The sequence below is a fragment of the Serratia sp. UGAL515B_01 genome (assembly GCF_033095805.1).
Classification (GTDB): domain Bacteria; phylum Pseudomonadota; class Gammaproteobacteria; order Enterobacterales; family Enterobacteriaceae; genus Chania.
In genome coordinates this window covers 1,703,939-1,722,884 of the sequence record NZ_CP109901.1, presented here as the reverse complement: position 1 = coordinate 1,722,884, position 18,946 = coordinate 1,703,939, and the positions used below count along the sequence as shown (strand labels likewise).

14 protein-coding genes and 1 pseudogene are annotated in these 18,946 nt (G+C 46.9%); 5 read left to right on the top strand and 10 right to left on the bottom strand.

The features are described from left to right. Positions 1–647: pseudogene (locus OK023_RS07945) on the bottom strand (hypothetical protein). A gap of 35 nt (positions 648–682) precedes the next feature. Next, a complete protein-coding gene (locus tag OK023_RS07940) occupies positions 683–1,672 on the bottom strand; it encodes an acyltransferase family protein (protein ID WP_317696679.1) in 990 nt (329 codons plus the stop codon). 298 nt (positions 1,673–1,970) lie between these two features. Between OK023_RS07940 and OK023_RS07935 the strand changes: the two genes are divergently transcribed. From OK023_RS07935 to OK023_RS07925, 3 genes are all read left to right on the top strand, one after another. Further along, a protein-coding gene (locus tag OK023_RS07935; RefSeq protein ID WP_317696677.1) for an IS3 family transposase occupies positions 1,971–3,334 on the top strand; the annotation gives its coding sequence in 2 pieces (ribosomal slippage) (positions 1,971–2,448 and positions 2,448–3,334; 1,365 coding nt in all). Between the two features lie 495 nt (positions 3,335–3,829). Continuing rightward, positions 3,830–4,078, top strand: coding sequence for an excisionase (locus tag OK023_RS07930; protein WP_317696675.1), 249 nt, complete (start codon positions 3,830–3,832; stop codon positions 4,076–4,078). 43 nt (positions 4,079–4,121) lie between these two features. Beyond that, on the top strand, positions 4,122–5,207 hold the full coding sequence (locus OK023_RS07925) for a tyrosine-type recombinase/integrase (RefSeq protein ID WP_317697563.1): 1,086 nt from the start codon (positions 4,122–4,124) through the stop codon (positions 5,205–5,207). Positions 5,208–5,827: 620 nt separating this feature from the next. Here OK023_RS07925 and cspA read toward each other — a convergent pair. From cspA to OK023_RS07885, 8 genes are all read right to left on the bottom strand, one after another. Then, positions 5,828–6,040 (bottom strand): RNA chaperone/antiterminator CspA, encoded by a 213-nt coding sequence (gene cspA, locus OK023_RS07920; RefSeq protein ID WP_317696673.1) that lies wholly within the window; start codon positions 6,038–6,040, stop codon positions 5,828–5,830. Positions 6,041–6,892: 852 nt separating this feature from the next. After that, positions 6,893–8,155, bottom strand: a complete 1,263-nt coding sequence (locus tag OK023_RS07915) for a D-amino acid dehydrogenase (RefSeq protein ID WP_317696670.1) — start codon at positions 8,153–8,155, stop codon at positions 6,893–6,895. Positions 8,156–8,233: 78 nt separating this feature from the next. Beyond that, positions 8,234–9,226, bottom strand: a complete 993-nt coding sequence (astE, locus tag OK023_RS07910; RefSeq protein WP_317696668.1) for a succinylglutamate desuccinylase — start codon at positions 9,224–9,226, stop codon at positions 8,234–8,236. 11 nt (positions 9,227–9,237) lie between these two features. Next, on the bottom strand, positions 9,238–10,578 hold the full coding sequence (astB, locus tag OK023_RS07905) for an N-succinylarginine dihydrolase (protein WP_317696666.1): 1,341 nt from the start codon (positions 10,576–10,578) through the stop codon (positions 9,238–9,240). 39 nt (positions 10,579–10,617) lie between these two features. Further along, positions 10,618–12,093, bottom strand: coding sequence for a succinylglutamate-semialdehyde dehydrogenase (gene astD / locus OK023_RS07900; protein ID WP_317696664.1), 1,476 nt, complete (start codon positions 12,091–12,093; stop codon positions 10,618–10,620). Continuing rightward, positions 12,093–13,127, bottom strand: coding sequence for an arginine N-succinyltransferase (astA, locus tag OK023_RS07895; RefSeq protein ID WP_317696663.1), 1,035 nt, complete (start codon positions 13,125–13,127; stop codon positions 12,093–12,095). Before astA ends, astD begins: the two co-directional genes overlap by 1 nt. 38 nt (positions 13,128–13,165) lie before the next feature. After that, positions 13,166–14,380 carry an aspartate aminotransferase family protein gene (locus OK023_RS07890; RefSeq protein WP_317696661.1) on the bottom strand — a complete coding sequence of 405 codons (1,215 nt, stop codon included), beginning with the start codon at positions 14,378–14,380 and terminating at the stop codon, positions 13,166–13,168. A 592-nt stretch (positions 14,381–14,972) separates the two neighbouring features. After that, entirely contained in the window at positions 14,973–16,382 is a 1,410-nt protein-coding gene (locus OK023_RS07885) for a PLP-dependent aminotransferase family protein (protein ID WP_317696659.1), read from the bottom strand. A 146-nt stretch (positions 16,383–16,528) separates the two neighbouring features. Between OK023_RS07885 and OK023_RS07880 the strand changes: the two genes are divergently transcribed. Continuing rightward, complete coding sequence (locus tag OK023_RS07880) at positions 16,529–17,929, top strand: cytochrome ubiquinol oxidase subunit I (RefSeq protein WP_317696658.1); 1,401 nt, start codon at positions 16,529–16,531, stop codon at positions 17,927–17,929. Between the two features lie 2 nt (positions 17,930–17,931). Beyond that, a complete protein-coding gene (gene cydB / locus OK023_RS07875) occupies positions 17,932–18,939 on the top strand; it encodes a cytochrome d ubiquinol oxidase subunit II (RefSeq protein WP_317696655.1) in 1,008 nt (335 codons plus the stop codon). The last annotated feature ends 7 nt before the right edge of the window (positions 18,940–18,946 follow it).

Sequence of the window (18,946 nt, the reverse complement as noted above, 5' to 3'; positions counted from 1 at the left end):
TTATTTTGCTGTTCGCAATGCCTCAGCCATTGCCCGACTCATCTCAGTTGGCATAAGCGCAGTCGCCATTGCCTGAGCTCGCTCCATGTATCCCAGCGTGGGCTTAACCGGCAGCGCATCGCCAAATTGAATTAGCAGCTTTGGCGCTGGCATCTTCAGCCTATCCTGGCGAGTCCCGTTAGCTGAGCGTTTACGCCGTTTTTTACCTTTCTTGCCTTTCTTCGCCTTTACACGCTGCCATACGCCGTTAGTCTCACCAACATCACCGATGAAAACATCCGGCTTGGCTTTAGAAGTTGCGACATCTTGTTACGGCTTAGGTTGCCATACTTATTCAACTTAATGTTTTTGGGGTTGAGTAGCGCCTGGCTATTCAGCTTATGTTGTCCACCAAACTCAAACGGTTCGAGGTAGCTTGCTGCTTTATCCATTACAAATACTTTGGCAACCAGGTTGCTCTTACGAGCCCCAAAAGACTTAACAGAGTTAACTGTAAAAGGTGTTGGGTTCTCAAGGTGCCGCTGGAATGCTGTTTTCTGCGCGTCGGCTACGTTCCTAGCAACACTTGTTAGCGTCTGAGCGGTGGCAAAGGACACTTGCTTTTTTATCTGCTGAAGTTGAGCTGACAGCTCTTTCAATCCAGTCATGCTTACCTCAAATAGAGAACCCAGACTATATTTGGCTATTGTTTAAATTTTAAATGATTATATATTTTTAATAATGTAAAGTAAGAAATAAAAAAACAAATACATGTAAACAACACTGCATCCATAGGGTCCTTTATGGAGTAGGTAAACCCAAAAATAGACATTACAGACAGTATTGAAAGCTTTAACACCTGCTCTGTGCCACACAAAAGAATTGAATTTCTGCCCAATAAAATTAAGGAGCTAAAGTTAATTTTTTTTGCAAAAGCAATGCTTGGCACGAACATTACTATTGTGAGAAGAAAATAAAACGCATGCAAAAACTGTGTATGTTTTATATTACCAAATGGATTTGGCATGCCGTAAAAATAAACGTAAGCCGTTGCAAACAGTGAAGCTATAAGCACTATAAAATTTATTAACTTAACCTTGATGTCTTTTGATAATATCCATGAGTTTACTTTCTCAAGGGAGAGCATTGCGCCAAACGAATAATATGGCAAGTAATATAACGCGCTATCAATGTTAAAGAACAAAGATGGGGTGTAGTCCCACCAGAGGGCTGCATTAACATAAACCAGAAAAGTGATTGCAAAAATCACAACTCTATTTTTCACAAAAAGATCAATAATTGAGTGATATAGAGTTACTATAAATAAGCAAGGCAAAAACCATAGGGTTCCAAGAGGAATCTGATTACGAATCCCTAAGGTCATCTGCCATAAGTCACTCTTTAACTGTAATGTGGTGTAGTTATATTTAATACAAATAAATGCAATACCAATAAGTGAAAAAACAAAATAAGGGATTATTATTGTTTTAAATCGCCTATATGAATTTAAAAAGAAATCGCCAATCGTTTTTACCCTACCGCATGACAACCCAGAAATAAAGAAAAATAGAGGAACGTGAAAAGCGAACACAAATAAGTATAGCTTCCCTGCCGCTGGGCCAAGGTGTCCGATATATATATAGAACATCCCTAAAAACTTTAATGCATCAACCCAATTAATTCTTTCCTTCATGTATGTCACCGCATTACACTAAAAAATCAACATATTATATAAAAAAATCGTGAAAACAAGAGTTATCTATATAAAACTAATGATAACCACCAGTTACAGTGAACATGTTTTTAGTTTGATTTTCATTAAATATCCTAATCACGCACAGAGGGTTAAGCCGCAAGAACTCCAAGCGTGCAGCCTGCCATTTGCTGCCATAAGGCTTTGGATTACTCATGGCTACCTCAAAATAGAAAAGCCCCGCATATGAACTGCACCCCAAAAGTTGGACACTCAACTGAGTAAGGTGCAGTTTTTTATGGCAAGACCAAAATATTCCCTTGAAACTAGGCTGGCTGTTGTTCAGCACTATCTATCAGGAAGTCGAGGACTTGAGTACACCGCTGAGTTCTTTAGCATTGAAAAAACCTCGGTTCGTCGCTGGGTCAGAGCCTACCAGCTCCATGGTATTGATGGGATAACTTGGAAAAATGATTCTCATACACCAGAGCTCCGATTGGCTGTTGTAGAGGCCGTTCTAAGCGAAAAAATGTCAATGCGCGAAGGTGCTGCCCGGTTTAATATCTCAAATGAATCGGTTGTCCGACGGTGGGTTGATGTTTACAAAGATGCCGGGCTGGAAGGACTCCAGAATCTTAAACCCGGACGATCCAGGCAAATGAAAAAGAAAAATAGCGCCCCACCTTCTACTGAACAGGATCTGGAAAAACTCTCTCCTGAAGAACTTCGTGCAGAGCTCCGTTATCTTCGTGCAGAGAATGCCTATCTAAAAAAGCTGAAGGCCTTAGTTCAACAAAAGGAAAACGAGAAAAATCAATATTAATCAGCGAACTAAGGCAAGAATATAGTCTCAATGATCTTCTACGGGCGGCAAAAATATCCCGTAGTACATGGTATTACAACGTAAATGCTCTCCGGCAGTCGGATAAGTACACGGCCCTGAAAAGTAAAATCAGGGAAATATACCATCACCATAAAGGTCGTTATGGATACCGCAGGATAACTTTTTCATTGAGAAGGCTGGGGATGATAGTCAATCATAAAACCGTACAGCGACTTATGGGAGAGTTGTCGCTTAGCTCATTGATAAGAGTGAAAAAATATCGCTCATGGAAAGGTGCTATCGGTAATGCAGCACCAAACCTGCTAAAGCGCGATTTTACAGCCCAGAAAATGAATGAAAAGTGGGTAACTGATGTCACAGAGTTCTCGCTAAAGGGGGAGAAGTTATATCTGTCACCCGTAGTTGATCTCTTTAACGGTGAAGTTATCTCATACAGCATGTCAAAAAGGCCGGTAATGGAGTTGATAAACACCATGCTGGAAAAAGCGTGTCAGAGACTGGAGCCAGGCGATACCCCTGTCCTGCACTCGGATCAGGGTTGGCAATACCGTATGGCGAACTATCAGTCCCGGCTGGAAACACAGGGCATCAGACAAAGCATGTCCCGTAAGGGAAACTGTCTGGATAATGCGGTAGCTGAAAGCTTCTTCGGCACGCTAAAATCCGAATGTTTTTACTTGGATGAGTTCAATAGCGTTGCTGATTTAAGAAAGGCAGTAGACGAATATATCCATTACTACAACCATGAGCGGATTAGCCTAAGACTGAAAGGTCTGAGTCCGGTAGAATACCGAACCCAGGCCCAGAATGCCGCATGATACCAACCGTTCAACTTTATGGGGTCAGTTCACTATGCCGAGGCTCTTTGTTGTTGGTTAACTCCACCGAAAAGGCTGAACCTGTAAGCCACGGTTACATGTTGCCAGACGAAATGACCGGAGGCATCGCCAGAGATTAAACCCAGCAACTATAACCAGTGGACTAAGGGTTGGAACGCCTGCCGTGCTGCAATATTAGCAGGCAGTTCCGAGCGACGTATCGGCATGGTGCCAGAAAAGCAAACTGACGAATTAGTCATGTGGGTTAAGCGATTAGCCCACTCCTTAAAAAATGCAAGGCCTGAGAGCAAATTACATGGTGATGCAATGGGCTATTTAAGCCGCAATGGATTGATTGGCACTATGGACTGCCTGAGGGCGGCAGCGCCAGATGAGATCGACCGGTTTGTAGACCAAGTATGCGGTGATAAGCCATCAGGCCACCAGCAATGATCAACAGCCCGTTGCAGCGGGCCTACTTTGTGTGGAGAAGTTATGAGCCAGTTAATTCCAATTATTGAATGGGCCTCCGGGCCTAATGGATTCAAGTATCCCCCTAAAGCGGCCACGCTATATAAATATGCCGCTACGGGACAAATTTATCCAATACCCAAGAAGCAAGGTAAAAAATGGGTCGTTGATGCAGATGCTAAATTCGTTGGGATCATAGCCTCTGCGCCATCACTCGATAGATTATCAAAGCCCATGGGTGATTTAGTTAAGAAGGCGCTAACCGGTGGCTAGACCAAGAAAATACAATGTCGATACTCCAAACCTTTACTGCAAAATGGATAAGAGAACCAAGAAGGTGTATTGGCAATATCGCCACCCTTTAACAGGTAATTTTATTGGTTTTGGATTGGTTGAGGAACATGCTGTTGCCGCTGCGGTGGAACTTAATCGCCTTCTCAGTGAGCAGCAATCCCGCCAGGCTTCAATGCTTGTTGACATTGCTATTTCTTCGGTAAAAAAAGAGAAACCCTCTACGACAGTTTTCCAATTTGTAGAACGGTATCTGGCTATTCAGAAAGAACGATTAGCTGACGGTACACTTAAGCCATCGACTCTTAAAAGCAGGAAGTCATGCGCAAGTATTTTGGTCAGGAAGCTGCCAAATATCAGATTGAAAAATGTTGATACCAAGTCGATTGCGATGATCCTTGATGAATACAAAAACGAGGGAAAACCTCGGATGGCCCAACTGCTTCGAGGTGTCTGGATCGATATATTCAAAGAGGCTCAGCACAGCGGCGAGGTTCCCCCAGGTTACAACCCGGCGCTGGCCACACGTAAACCACACGCAAAGGTTACCCGCGTGCGGCTGAGCCTGGAGGACTGGCAGGCCATCTTTGCCGCCGCTGGCAATATGCAACCCTTTGTGCAGAACTCCATGCTCCTGGCGCTGGTGACTGCACAGCGGCGCGAGGATCTTGTGAATCTTAAGTTTTCAGATGTATGGGATGGCCATCTGCACATAGAGCAAAGCAAAGGGGGATCTAAGGTTGCTATCCCCCTATCCCTTCGCTGCCAGGCTATCAACATGTCGCTCGGTGAAGTTATTTCCCGCTGCAGGGATCGCGTTGTCAGCCCCTACCTTCTTCACCATGCGCGGCTGCATGCGAAAGTTAAACCAGGTGACATGGTCGATGCTAACGCACTGAGCCGTGTATTTCTGGAGGACAGGATAGCAGCCGGCGTAATGCCGCCGAAGGATGGAACGGCCCCAAGCTTCCATGAACAGCGCTCACTTGCTGAGAGACTTTACAGGCAACAAGGCATCGATACACAGACACTACTAGGCCACAAAACCCAGGCTATGACGGATCGGTACCACGACGACCGCGGCGCAGGGTGGAAAGCCCTTGTGGTGTAGCTGCTTAAAATCTGTGGGCAATGCCCCCTGCCGGAGCTGCAATTTTTAAAATACGTATTGGGGAATAGTTTTGGAGAGGTTTTGGAGAGGAAATAATTTTACTTGTGATCAGTGAGTTACGGTTTCGTGGTTTTCTCCACAAGCAGACGGCATAAAAGGCAGATTTTACAAACAAAAACAGCCAGCTAAATATTATTTTCTGGCTGTTTTTATATTAATGAGAAGGTATTGTAAAACATCATAGATCAGTGAGTTGCAATGAGGTTTTTAGACGCTAAGCTTTTAACATGCAGACGATTTCATCAAACTTGGCACAGTACAGGCTTTATAGAAATTGCCGGTCACTTTCCCGGCCGTCATGGTGTGGCGTAAGCGTCCATCCAACACTCCAACCTTACACAGTCTAAGCACGACTTTTTCACAACAGGAAAAGCCACTTTTGAAAATAGGTTTTTCTGTTGTTCAAATACTTAATAATTTAAAATTTAATTAGCAAGAAAAAGAAAAACTTAATCCCGGAACCAGCCGGGATTAAGCATGTGGATTATTACTTGTCTGCTCCGGTCTATACCATCATCGCTACTGCAAGGTCTAACCACATGGCCTGCAACTAATAAATATTATATTGCAATAACGTTAGCTGCTGATGGGCCTTTTGCACCATTTTCAATGGTGAACTCAACTTTTTGGCCTTCATCAAGAGTTTTATAATCATTACCTTGGATAGCAGAGAAATGTACAAACACATCTTTACTACCATCAGCAGGGGAAATAAAACCAAAACCTTTACCAGCGTCAAACCATTTTACTAAACCAGTCATTTTATTAGACATAGATACTTCCTTCATTAATTTTTGGCCGCCACAATGGCGAAAGAGGTCTGCTTTCAGTGAAAACTTATGTGGCGCTAAAGAAAAAGATTCGCGGAAGAAGGGGTATCTAGATGATATCACTAATACTTAGAACAACTTTACTAAAACTGCTTTCATAAGGTTTGGCTACAAACCGATGATGCTATTTACTCATATTCGTCATTTATAAGCAAGAACTATTTATAATTAATTTTAATAAGTGCGTGATTTTCACTTCTTTATTTTATCTGTGTAAAATCAACGCAGCCTCCTAACTGCCTAGGAATTAGTCCGTTGTATAGGGAAAAAACAGATTTCATTGCTTAGATAAAAAACCGTTTCAGGAAGAAAGTTTGCTTAATCATTTATGGTGAGACAGGTAGACTCGATACAGCCGAAATAGCAATAAGATTATTCCCCACATGGCAATATTTAGAATAATCCACATAGATAACAGATAAAGAAACGTCTGATAGAAGGGTATTCCACGATCAGCAGAGAATGGATTAAAATGCCATCCTTTAACAATGTTAAAGGGATTCAGATTAAGCCATTCAAAAATATAGGTCGCCAATGTTGGAGGCAACAGAAGATAAGTCAATAATGTGCATGTAAGCAGTAGATTAGTTATTCCACTATAGTTTTTCATATCAATAAGTTACCACCATGCACATTGACTCTTTATATGGGTACAGAACGGACTCAATGACTACAGACTGGCATTCGGGGGATAAGTTCCCTAATGGTTTTTCCTCGCCTTAAAACGGGGTAGATGTCCGGTACGACATCTGTTAATGCTCTTAATATTCGTCGTTAAGGAAAATGTTCTGACTCTTAGTTGAAGTTCGCACCATAACGCGCCACAGCCAGATCGTCAGAAGGGATAGCTGGCCTAATTCCTGAAATTAAATCTGCGAGTAATTGGCCAGAACCACAAGCCATTGTCCAACCTAACGTACCATGTCCAGTATTCAAATAGAGATTCTTAACCTGCGTAGGGCCAACGATCGGCGTACCATCAGGCGTCATCGGACGAAGCCCAGTCCAGAATGTTCCTTCCGCTATCCGGCCAGCGTTTGGATAAAGGTCATGTACCACCATTTCCAGTGTCTTACGGCGCTTCTGCTCCAGCTGAGTATTGAAACCAACGATTTCAGCCATACCACCAACACGAATTCGTTGTTCGAAACGAGTAATAGCGATTTTAAAAGTTTCGTCCAATACGGTTGAAAATGGTGCGGCAGCTTCATCAACGATTGGGATAGTTAGTGAATAGCCCTTAAGTGGATACACCGGTATAGAGACTAAACCGCGCAGCAATGCGGTAGAATAGGAGCCTAATGTGACGACATAGCTGTCGCCCCTGATCACTTCCCCGCTACATTGTACACCGGTAATCTTTTCGCCATCTACCTGCAGGCAATCAACTTTACGATCAAACAGGAAATTGACCCCAGCCTGCTGTGCCAACTTAGCCAACTGCTGAGTGAACAACTGACAATCCCCTGTTTCATCGTTCGGTAACTGCAGTCCACCAGTCAATTTGTGCGCAACTTGCGCAAGTGCTGGCTCAACAGTTGCCAATTGGCTGGACTCCAACAGCTTGTAAGGTACCCCTGCATCCTGCAACACGGCGATATCCTTTGAGGCACTTTCAAACTGCTGGCGGGTTCGGAATAATTGTAACGTCCCCCCTTGACGACCTTCATACTGAATGCCGGTTTCCTCACGTAAAGCCTTTAAACAATCGCGGCTGTATTCGGCCAAACGTACCATACGGCCTTTATTGACCATATAATGGGCAATGTCACAGTTTTTTAGCATTTGCCACATCCAACGTAACTGGAAGCAGCTGCCATCGGGGCGGATCGCTAACGGCGCATGTTGTTGAAACATCCATTTAATGGCTTTTAATGGTACACCTGGCGCCGCCCAAGGTGCCGCATAACCTGGTGAAATCTGGCCAGCATTAGCGGCACTGGTTTCAAGCGCAGGCCCTGGTTGACGATCAATAACCGTCACTTCATGGCCCGCTTTCGCCAAATACCAAGCGCTCGCCACGCCGACCACACCACTCCCTAAAATGACCACATGCATTACTAACTCCTGGCAAAGCTTTAAGAAAGTCTCATCCGCTGGCTAAAGGGAACTAATCCAGCAGAAAACCATAGAACATTATTCGAACAAAGTGCTACGCGGTACCTCTGTCAACATCATGCCAGCCCGTAGTCCAAGAGCAACATTAGGATTGGGAAACAGCACCCACTCTTCTTCATGCTGTACACGGTAAGTTTCACCCGGTTGTTCACACAATAAAGTCCCTTGCGGCAAAACAGTGAAATTCGCAGTATCGCCGCTCAGATAGAGTTTGAATGCTTCGCTACGCTTGATTAATGATTGTTCCACGCGGAACACGCGTATCGGTTGCTGTTCCTGCTCGCGTTCCGGCAAAGGCTGTGCACTGACCAATGCTTGCAACGCGCGATAAATACTTGCAAATTGCTGTAAATCATTTTGACCAAACGGGCGCGCTTTACCCAGCTCAAGAGTACAACTTGCCGCTTTCACTTGTTCGCTGGAAAAATGGCTGAACGTTCCGCCAGGTGCACGGTGTATCACGATAGCATCCAACTCTGCGGCATCTAACAGTACTAACATATCATTACTGTATGGCTGCTGCTGGTAGGGTAATAGAGCAAAGCGTGGCAAACGTGATTCGCGGATCGCCGTATGTAGATCAAAATGAAAACGTGCCGCACATTCCCCGTCAAAGAAATTGCGAATAACCTGTTCCAACAGTTGGACGCGTACCGTTTCCCCGCTAGGAGAGAACTGACTATAGCGCCCGCCAAACATTCGGTTCATATCGCTTGCCAGATAGCGTTTATCTGCACGCATCGCGGTCGGATTGCCTAACACGACCAGCAAACGTACCGCCAATGGTCTCACACCATCAAGTACTTCAGTGACCAGTTGGTTAAGCAGCTCAATAGGCGCGGTTTCATTACCATGGATACCGGCAGACAGTACTACCGCTTGCCGATAACCAGAGTGCGGATTGAGTTCCAACACCCCTTCCTCTAGCCACTGCCAGCCAAGAATCGCGTTTTCTCCGCGAGTATTTACAGGCATCCTCCCTGCCAGCGTCAGCGCCAATAGATCCCTCATGCTTCCCCCAGCTACTGTTGGAAAGGGTAAATATTACCTAACCCAAGAATTGATGTCAGTGCATCCAATGCTTCCCGGCCTTCACGTAGCAACTGCGGATCGGCGAGATCGTTCTGCGTCAGGCGGTCCCGGTAATAACGATCAACCCAGTCATTCAGGGTAGTGAACAATGTATCATTCATCATTACCCGTGGATTCACTGCTCTTAATTCATTCTCATTCATCGCAACACGTAAACGCAGGCAAGCCGGGCCACCGCCATTGCGCATACTTTCCCGCAAATCGAATACCTTAATTTCATCAATCGGGCCTGGGTTTTCGACCATTTCAGAAAGATAGTGCCAAACGCTTTGATGTTGAAGAGATTCATCTGGAACGACAATCATCATTTTGCCATTCGGTTTGGTCAGGATCTGGCTGTTGAAAAGATAGGTTGCAACTGCATCAGCTACGCTGACGCGAGAAGTTGGTACTTCGATTGTTACCAGTTCCGTCTCCAATGATGCCATCTTGCGGCGGAGTTGCTCCAGTCCATTCTGTTGATGCAAAAACGCCTGCTGATGGTGGAATAGTACCTGCTGATTACTGACGGCTATCACATCATTATGAAAGACACCTTGATCAATCACCGCAGGATTTTGTTGCAGAAACACTGTCTGGTGCTCACTTAATTGATGCAAACGCGCGACAGCCTCACTCGCCTCGCGGGTCTGGCGAGCTGGGTAGCGTGTAGGTTCAGTGTCACCACCAAACACCTGCCTGCCATAGACAAAAACCTGCACGCCTCGTTTAGCATAATCCCCCCCCAAGCGATTGTGATTAGCGGCGCCCTCATCACCAAACAGTGCAACCTGCGGCAAAGCTGCGTGATGAGTGAAATGCTGTTCATCAGCAAAAATTGCACGCAATATTGCAGAGGTCGTTTCTGCTTCTATCGCTCGGTGAAATTTGTTATTCAGATTCGCAGCGGTGAAATGCACTTTACCATCGGCGCTGTCTGCCGAGGGTGAGACCGTTGCCGCATTGGCAGTCCACATTGATGAAGCGGAACCAAGGGCTGAAAGCAGGTGGGGAGAAGTTTGTAGCGCTTGCGCCAGTATCTGCTCATCTGTACCACTAAAACCCAACCTACGCAGCATGGGAACATGAGGGCGCTCTTGCGGCGGTAATACTCCTTGCTGAAACCCCATATCTGCTAGCACTTTCATCTTAAGCAAACCTTGTTTGGCCGCCAATTTAGGGTTCGATACGCAATTACGATGTTGTGTTGATGCCTCATTACCAAACGATAGTCCTGCATAGTGATGGGTCAGACCGACCAGACCATCGAAGTTAACTTCATACCCCGGCATGTTTCTCTCCTATCGGCTGGGCCCACCCAGCCCATTGCCCTATTTATTAAACGATAAACCTGGAGATAAGCTGGCAGGCATAGTCAAACAGGCACTCTCTAGTGATGCCATTGGCCACGCACAATAATCTGCTGCATAGTACGCACTTGGACGATGGTTACCCGACGCCCCAACCCCACCAAATGGTGCAGCGCTAGACGCACCGGTCAACGGCTTATTCCAGTTGACAATCCCGGCTCGCGCTTCCAATAGCAGTTGCTCGAATTGCTCTCGTTGCGGTGAAACTAGGCCCACAGACAGCCCATAGCGGGTGTTGTTAGCAATGCGCAGAGCCTGTTCAAAGTTATCGTAGCGAGTGATGGTCGTCAGTGGACCAAAATACTCTTCATCGGGTACGCCGACCACATCGGTAATATCGATAATACCGGCGCTTATTAAGGCGCTACCGCTCTCTAACTGCCGCATAGTCAGCAGGGCTTTACCTCCTAATGTCAGCAGATGCTGTTGGGCCACCAGCATTTTTTCTGCCGCTGCGGGGGAAATCACTCCGCCCATATACGGTTGCGGTTCGGCATCCCAACGGCCAATACGCAAAGCAGCTGCTACCTCAACCAAACGAGCAATAAACGCATCCCCGTCTTTCCCACGCTTAACTAAGATACGGCGGGCGCAGGTACAACGTTGACCAGCGGAGATAAAGGCGGATTGGATCGCTAAATTTACGGCCGCGTCGCAGTCTTCGATCTGCTCAACGATCAGTGCATTGTTGCCGCCCATTTCCAGCGCCAGGATCTTTTCTGGCTGCCCGGCCAACTGTCGGTGCAGTTGGTAACCGGTACTCGCACTGCCAGTGAACAGTAACCCATCAATATCCGAACTCGTCGCCAGCGCCTCACCGGTTTCACGCCCACCTTGTATCAGATTGATTACCCCATTGGGCAAACCTGCCTGTAGCCAGAGTTTCAGCGTAACTTCCGCCGTTAGCGGTGTCAGTTCACTGGGTTTAAACACCACCGTATTCCCTGCCAATAGGGCTGGAACAATATGACCATTAGGTAAGTGACCAGGAAAATTGTACGGACCAAACACGGCTAGTACGCCGTGTGGCCTATGGCGCAGTACCGAAACACCGTCCGCCAGAGTATTTTCAGTCACTCCCGTTCTGGCCTGATAAGCCTGAAGAGAGATCCCTACTTTAGCAATCATGGCCTGAACTTCCGTCAACGTTTCCCAGCGTGGTTTGCTGGTTTCGCGGCTGATCGTCTCAGCCATCGACTGTTTGTTTTCTTCAAGCAAAAGGGCAAAGCGTTTAACTAACTGTTCGCGTTGTTCAAACGGCGCCCGTGCCCAAGCACCAAAAGCAGCGCGTGCCGATCCGCAGGCAGCCACAACATCAGCAATGTTGGCAGCATTAGCTCGCCACAAAGGTTGACCATCAACCGGATCGGTTTTACTAAATTCAGGCCCTCGCCCTTCACACCAGACACCATTAATTAACAATGCACGATATGACATTATATTTTCTCCTGAGCCATAAGCCTGATTACCCGAACCAGACTGCCCTGCTCGACGCCTAACGCCGCCGCCGTCTCTGTGTTGATACGCAGACGGTCATCATGCAATTCTGCATGTACCAACAGTGCGCGATAGTTCTGATAATTGTCGTTAGCTACCAGGTGTACCGGGGCAGCGTTGTCCACTGGTGCGTCATCCAGCACCACTTTCACTAATCTGCTGTCTTTCACTGCTCGGATTTCATCAATTTCGGCTTCCAGAGTGGGCCCGCCATCGAAGATATCGACATATCCCTGGTAGCGCAGCCCTTCAGCCTCTAAAAGCTTACGCGCAGGTGCCGTTTGCGGATGAACTTCGCCGATCACCTTCTGAGCATCGGGTGCGAGAAAATCAACATATAACGGATGTTTTGGCATCAACTCCGCAATAAATGCCTTTTGTCCGGTACCACTGAGATAATCCGCCTTGGCGAATTCAATAGAGAAAAAGTGACGACCCACACTTTCCCAGAATGGTGAACGCCCATTTTCATCAGAAAATCCACGCATTTCCGCAATGATCTTACGGGAGAAGTAGTTACGAAAGGCGGCGATAAACAGAAAACGGACTTTGGACAACAGTTTTCCATTCTCATTATGACGGTATTCTGGATCGAGAAATAACGTACATAACTCAGAATGACCAGTATGATCGTTACTCAAAAATAGCGTCGGTATAGATTTATACACGTTCAGTTGCTTTGAAGCATGAACCTGGGTTCCTACGCGGAAACTGTACCAAGGTTCGGTCAAACCGACCGCAACTTCTATCGCACTCACACCAATAACCTGTTGGCGCTCAGTATCCTCCATGACAAACAGATAGCATTGTTCGCTTTTCTGAAGTTCGCCTTGCCTAGTTTTTAACGCCCGCTCAATGCGTGCCGACAAAACATCTTCGTTCTGCGGCAAGGAAGTGAGACCGATACCGGATTTACCGGCGAGTGTCAGCAAGTCAACTAAATCACGGCGCTCAATAGGACGAATAATCATCATAATGCGAACCTCGCGAGTCATCGGCTTAAGCGTGCAATCTAGTGACAGATCCGTGCTACAGCACGCGCGAATCGTGCCAGTCCTTCTTTAACATCCTGTTCAGGGATGATCAAAGAAGGCGTAAAGCGCACGACATCCGGGCCCGCGATTAGGGCAATGACACCTTCATCATTGGCCAGTTGGATAATTTGCTTTGCCTTGCCCGCATATTCCTTATTGAGCACACAGCCGATTAACAAACCGCCGCCACGGATCTCATTAAAGATCGGGTACTCCAGCCTAATGCTGTTCAATCCGTCGATGAACCATTGATGACGCTGCTTAACGCCTTCTAGCACCTGTGGCGTATTGATCAATGACAATACCGTGCCAGCAACTGCCGTTGCTAACGGGTTACCACCGTATGTCGTGCCATGAGTACCTATACCTAATGTTTTCGCTAGTTTGTCGGTAGTGATCATGGCACCAATCGGAAAACCTCCCCCCAGCGCTTTGGCCGTTGTCAGGACATCTGGCACTACACCATATTTCATGTAGGCATACAGATAACCCGTACGTCCCATGCCGGTTTGCACCTCATCAAAGATCAGTAGCGCGCCGTGGCGATCGCAAAGCTCTCTCAGCCCTTGTAGAAAATGTGGGTCAGCAGGCAATACGCCCCCCTCACCTTGAATCGGTTCCACGATCACCGCACAAGTACGATCGGTAATCGCTTCAGCTGCCGCTGCAAGATCGTTGAACGGTGAGTGAAAAATCCCAGCAGGTAATGGTGCAAAGTCTTGGGAATACTTGGGTTGGCCACCGGCTGTAACAGTGAACAGCGTACGCCCATGAAAAGAGTTGTTAAAAGCGACAATCTGATTCTTTTCACTGCCATGCGTATCCAACGCGTATTTGCGCGCCAGTTTCAACGCAGCTTCATTGGCTTCTGCACCCGAGTTGCAGAAAAATGCCTTGTCGGCAAAGGTGGCATCAATCAGCTGTTTTGCCAGGCGTAATACAGGTTCGTTGGTATACCCATTCCCCAAATGCCAGAGCTTGCCTGCCTGTTCAATCAGCGCTGCTTTTACCTGTGGATGTCCATGCCCCAGAGCATTGACGGCAATGCCACCTGCAAAATCGATATAGGATTTACCTTGTTGATCCCACACTTGAGACCCTTCCCCACGCACGAGAACAAAATCAGCCGGTGCGTACACCGGGATCATCCATTCATCGAAAGATTGGCGTGTAACTGCGATTGGCTGTTCCATAATGACCTCATTGCATTAGCAAAGGCTGAATTTGGATTGTTAAGACCGTTCCAGCGCTGCATGCTTTAAACCAAGCAAAAAACCGTTTTATCTGGTGCTTTCTCAAAAGACGATAATTCGTCTTACCATCACCTATTAATAAACAAATATGTTACATAAAATCAGTCTTTCATTACATATGCTGCATGATACGCCGTTGAATGGGTGATAAATGTTGATAAATAGTTAAAATTTATATCACTTGATAAATAGTGTAGAGCAGCTTGCGTGCCATAATCTGATTTAGCGATATTTTTTTAATTTTTGCTGTTAAAACAAAGGCTTAAATTGAATTTTTATGCAAATTTTATGCATTGATAATGAATGATTGGAAAAATATGGTTCAAAATCCTCATCGGCAGCGAAATCCTATTCAGTCAGATAATTCTTCTGACTGTTGATCATGCTCGCAACAATATTTTGTATTAACCTGATTTCTTTTCCCGTTTTCGCACCAAAGTTGTGCGCTTGAATGCACTAATACGAGGCATTACTTCGATTAACAAGATATAGGTGGTAAGGTATCTTTTCTAAGTACGGGGTTATTTACCCATTAAGGCAATGAGCGAATCAGTTTGGCCAATGTCTTGATGGCCTCTTCTAGACGATCATTCCACTCAAAAGAGGCATTCAAGCGGAAGCAGTGGTTGAAATGGTTACCGATGGTAAACATCCTTCCAGGTGCAATGCTGATACCTTTTGCAAGCGCATGTTGGTAAAGCTCCAGCGATGATTGCGTCGTAACCAGCTCAATCCACAGAAAATAACCGCCATCCGGCCGACTAACCTTCACACTGGGTGGAAAGTGATTAGCGATAGCCTGACGCATCGCACTCTGACGCTGAGACAATACTCGCCGCAAACGGCGCAGGTGAATATCATAACCACCGTGCAGTAGATAATCGGCAATCGCCATTTGCATCGGAACACTGGTTGACACCGTGCTCATCAATTGCAAGCGTTGCACCTGTGGCGCGTAACGTCCTGCCGCCACCCAACCAACGCGGAACCCTGGCGCCAAACACTTGGAAAAAGACGAACAATGTAAGATCTGCCCAACGTGGTCCAACGCTTTGGCCGGTAGCGGCCGTTCTGCGCTGAAATAGAGCTCACCATACACATCATCTTCAATTAACGAAACCTGACGTTCATGCAGTATTGCCACTAAGCGTTGCTTATTTGCTTCTGGCAGAGAAGCCCCTAGTGGATTCTGAAAGTGCGTCATCAGCCAACAGGCTTTAATCGGGTATTGTTCCAGTGCCTGCTGTAAAGAATCCAGATCAATGCCATACTGAGGATGAGTCGCGATAGCTACTGCTTTCAAACGTAGACGTTCCAGTGTCTGTAAAGCGCCATAAAATGCAGGGGACTCTATTGCCACATAATCCCCTTGCTGTGTTACCGCCTGTAGGCTGAGACTCAGTGACTCCATCGCACCCGCTGTGATCACAATTTCATCCGGTCCGACCTGCATACCGCTTAATGCATAACGCTGAGCAATGTGGCGACGTAAAGCATCATTTCCCGGCGGCAAGTTAGCGAGAGAACTGTGCGGGGTGAATTTACGAGCCACGCTGCTCAAGGCACTGGCAAGTTTTGGCTGCATAAACAAGGCAGCATCAGGAAAGGCTGAACCAAAAGGCACGATGGTAGGATCTTTACTTGCCTGCAATACATCAAAGATAAAGGCGTTGATATCAACCTGCTCGCTCAACAGCAGATCCTCATTTCGCCTAGCCTGCGGCAATGCCTGCGGACGAGCGGTTACATAATAACCCGACTGGGGCCGTGCAACGATCCAGCCCTGACTTTCCAGCAACTGGTATGACTGCACCACCGTCATCAAGCTTAAACCGGATCTTTTGCCACTCTCACGTAATGAAGGAAGTTTGTCTCCTGCACGCCATACCCGGTTTTCGATTTGTTCACGAATTTGTTGTGCGAGTTGTTCATATTTGGTCATGTTGGCCTAACTGTTATAGATAGAAGGTAAATAACTGTCACTATTATAGTTACTGTACGTCGTGCTCTACTTAAGGCCAAGCATCGAGTTGGAAAATTAACGCTATACTTGAAAGGTTGATTTATGAACAAAAATTGGGGGGCGCTATGTTAGGCCTTAGCGCGTTAGAACTGGCGAGAGTTCAATTCGCCTTCACAGTCTCTTTTCACATCATCTTTCCAGCTATCACCATTGGTCTTGCCAGCTACTTGGCGGTGCTGGAGGGTCTATGGCTGAAAACGGGCAACCAGACTTACCGCGACCTGTACCACTTCTGGTCAAAGATTTTTGCGGTCAATTTCGGTATGGGAGTCGTTTCTGGCCTGGTGATGTCCTTTCAGTTTGGTACCAACTGGAGTTTTTTCTCCCAGTTTGCCGGCAGTATTACCGGGCCGTTGCTCGCCTATGAAGTACTGACTGCGTTTTTCCTGGAAGCGGGTTTCTTGGGAGTGATGCTCTTCGGTTGGAACCGGGTCGGCCCGGGCTTGCATTTCTTCGCTACCTGCATGGTGGCACTCGGGACGCTGGTTTCCACATTCTGGATCCTATCTTCCAACAGTTGGATGCAGACACCACAGGGTCATGAAATCGTTAACGGTATTGCCGTTCCGGTTAGTTGGCTGCAAGTGGTGTTCAATCCCTCATTCCCTTACCGCCTGTTGCACATGACCACTGCGGCGTTTTTATCATCAGCTTTCTTTATTGGTGCATCGGCAGCTTGGCACCTGCTGCGTGGCCGAGATACACAGGCAATGCGCAAGATGCTATCGATGGCGATGTGGATGGCATTGATCGTCGCCCCTATTCAAGCGATTCTTGGTGATATTCACGGCCTGAACACACTGAAATATCAACCAGCTAAAATCGCTGCAATGGAAGGCCACTGGGAGAACAAACCGGGGGAAGCCACTCCGTTGATCCTGTTTGGTTGGCCTGATATGCAGCGTGAAGAAACACGTTTTAAACTCGAAATCCCTAAGCTTGGTAGCCTGATCTTAACCCACAGCCTTACCGAGCAGGTACCAGCATTGAAATCATTTCCGCCAGAAGATCGGCCTAACTCCACCGTGGTGTTCTGGACATTCCGCATCATGGTAGCACTGGGTATTTTGATGATCGTGGCAGGTTTCTGGAGCCTATGGTTGCGTTGGCGTGGACGGCTTTATGATTCCAGACCTTTCCTCCATTTCGTTCTGTGGATGGGGCCGTCGGGTATACTAGCGATACTGGCAGGGTGGTTTACCACTGAAATTGGACGCCAACCTTGGGTAGTGTATGGACTACTGCGCACCAAAGATGCCGTTTCTGCCCATGGCGAACTGCAGATGAGTATCAGCCTGTTAGCATTTATTGTGATCTACTGCTCAGTGTTTGGTGTCGGTTTTTCTTACATGATGCGGCTTATCCGTAAAGGGCCACAAGAGAATGAGGGTGAAGAGAAAAGTGTCGAAGGGCGTCCTTCACGGCCGCTTTCGGCGGTTAAAGAAGACCTGGACGATAGGAGCTGAACATGGGTATCGATCTTCCGCTGATCTGGTTTGTGATCATCGTGTTCAGCACCATGATGTATGTGGTGATGGATGGCTTTGATTTGGGTATTGGCATCCTTTTTCCGTGGGTAAAAGACAGCCGCGACCGCGATGTGATGATGAACACAGTCGCACCAGTTTGGGATGGTAATGAAACCTGGCTGGTACTCGGCGGTGCATCTCTGTTTGGCGCTTTCCCACTGGCTTATTCGGTGATCCTTGACGCACTGGTTATCCCTCTCACCATAATGCTGTTCGGCCTGATCTTTCGTGGCGTAGCATTTGAGTTTCGTTTTAAAGCTAAAGAGGAAAAGCGTCATATCTGGGACAAGGCTTTCATCTGGGGTTCTATTTTTGCCACCTTCAGTCAAGGCATCGTTGTGGGGGCAATTCTTAACGGTTTCCCGGTTGAAGGGCGCACCTATGCAGGCGGTGCACTCGACTGGTTAACGCCGTTTGCCTTGTTTTGTGGAATAGGTCTTGTGGTGACTTATGCATTGCTAGGCTGTACATGGCTGGTGATGAAAACGGAAGGTAACCTACAGGCAAGAATGTATCGTCTAGCCATCCCACTTCTGGTGACTCTGTTACTGATCTTGCTGGTGATCAGCTTGTGGACCCCGATTGCTCACGAAAGGATTGCCACTCGCTGGTTCAGCCTGCCAAATTTTTTCTGGCTGATGCCCGTGCCGCTGTTGGTCTTACTCAGTGCATGGGGGATCTGGCACGGTATACGGCATAAAGCCCATTACTCGCCGTTTCTTTTGACGTTGCTGCTGGTGTTCCTTGGCCTTACTGGCCTTGGGATCAGCATCTGGCCATTATTGATCCCACCAAGTATTACCTTGTGGCAAGCTGCGGCACCACCGCAAAGCTTAGGTTTTATGCTAATAGGCGCACTGTTTATTATCCCGATAATTCTGGTTTACACCTTCTGGAGTTACTACGTATTTCGCGGCAAGGTGAATCACGAACACGGTTATCACTGATGATGGA